The organism is Actinomadura sp. 6K520, from assembly GCF_004349245.1.
Lineage (GTDB): Bacteria > Actinomycetota > Actinomycetes > Streptosporangiales > Streptosporangiaceae > Spirillospora.
On sequence record NZ_SMLC01000379.1, the window covers coordinates 1 to 1,815 of the forward strand.

1 protein-coding gene is annotated in these 1,815 nt (G+C 70.1%); it reads left to right on the forward strand.

Annotated elements, in window-relative coordinates; all coding sequences use genetic code 11:
* Positions 1 to 1,815 (forward strand): zinc-binding dehydrogenase (locus tag E1289_RS37440; protein WP_165970785.1); only part of this gene is annotated, 1,815 nt, incomplete at both ends.

Here is a 1,815-nt window from a genome sequence, read left to right on the forward strand (position 1 = left end):
CCCCATCGCCCTCACCACCGACACACCCGCCGACCAAGCCCACCTCCCCTTCACATGGCAAGGCGTCACCCTCCACGCCACCGGCGCCACCACACTCCACGTCGCCATCACCCCCACCCCCGGACAAGCCACCAGCCTCACCATCACCGCCACCGACCCGGCAGGCCAGACCGTCGCCACCATCGACACCCTCGCTCTCCGGCCACTCACCGGGCTCCCCACCAAGCCCGGCCGAGACAACCAGCTCTACGTGCTGAGCTGGCCGGAGCTGGCGGCCGGTAACGCGACCGGCGTCAGCACCTACGCGATCCTGGCTTCGCACAATCCCGAGTTCGCGCACCTGCTCAGTACCGCGGCCACCACGCCCACGCAGGTCTACGACGACCTCCAGCAGATCTCCGAGCCGCCGCCGGTCATCCTGTTCCCCTGCGCCACGGGCGGCGACGGCGGCGAACCGGCCGGTCCGGCGCACGCGATCACGCGGGAGCTGCTGGAGCTGCTTCAGCGGTACCTCGCCGACGAGCGGCTGAGCGACACCCGGCTCGTACTGGCGACCCGCAACGCAGTCAGCGTCGACACCGGCGCCGCGAACGGTGTCGCCGGGGGTGGAGCGCCGGGGCTGGCGCAGTCACCGGTATGGGGCCTGGTCCGGAGCGTCCAGGTCGAGCATCCCGAACGCGTCACCATCGTCGATCTGGACGACCGGCCCGGCAGTCTCGCGGCCCTCTCATCCGCGATCGAGGCCGCGTCGGCTCAGGGCGAACCCCAGCTCGCCATCCGTGACGGTGTGGTTCACGTCCCTCGGCTGGTCCGGGCCGGGCAGCAGCCGATGCTCACGCCACCTCCGGAAGGCCCCTGGCAGCTGACCGTCGCGGGCAAGGGCACCCTGGAGAATCTGACCCTGGTTCCCGCGCCGGAACTGGACGAAGCGCTGGGCAGCGGACAGGTGCGCATCGCCGTGCGGGCGGTCGGGGTGAACTTCCGCGACGTCCTCTATGCCCTGGGGATGATCCCCCAGGACCAGCGCCCGCTCGGCGGGGAAGGCGCCGGCACCGTGGTAGAGGTGGGTCCGGACGTGGACCACCTGGCCGTGGGCGACCGGGTCATGGGCATTTTCACCGGCACCGGCCCCACCGCCATCGCCGACCACCGCATGATCACCCGCATCCCGGACGGCTGGTCGTTCACCCAGGCCGCCACCGTCCCCGTCGCCTACCTGACGGCCTACTACGCCCTCGCCGACCTCTCCGGCATCCAGCGCGGACAACGCCTCCTCTTGCACGCCGCCACCGGCGGAGTCGGCACCGCCACTCTGCATCTCGCCCGGCATTGGGACATCGAGGTCTTCGCCACCGCAAGTCCCGGCAAGTGGAAAGTCCTGCGCGAGCACGGTCTTGAAGAGAGCCACATCGCTTCGTCCCGGACCCTGGAGTTCGAGGAGCACTTCGGCGACGCACTCGGCGACCACCGCATCGACGTCGTCCTCAACGCACTCGCCGGAGAGTTCAACGACGCCTCACTCCGCCTCCTCACACCCGGCGGACACTTCCTCGAAATGGGCAAGACCGACATCCGCGACCCCGAGCAGGTGGCCGCCGCCCACCCGGGCGTCCACTACCAGGCGTTCGACATCATGCAGGCCGGTCCCGAGCGCATCCAGGAGATCCTCACCGAACTGCACGACCTGTTCGCGGACGAGCGTCTCCACCCCCTGCCCGCCACCACCTACGACATCCGGCATGCGCCAGAGGCGTACCGGCATCTCAGTCAGGCCCGCCACATCGGCAAGGTCGTCCTGACCATCCCCGCACCACC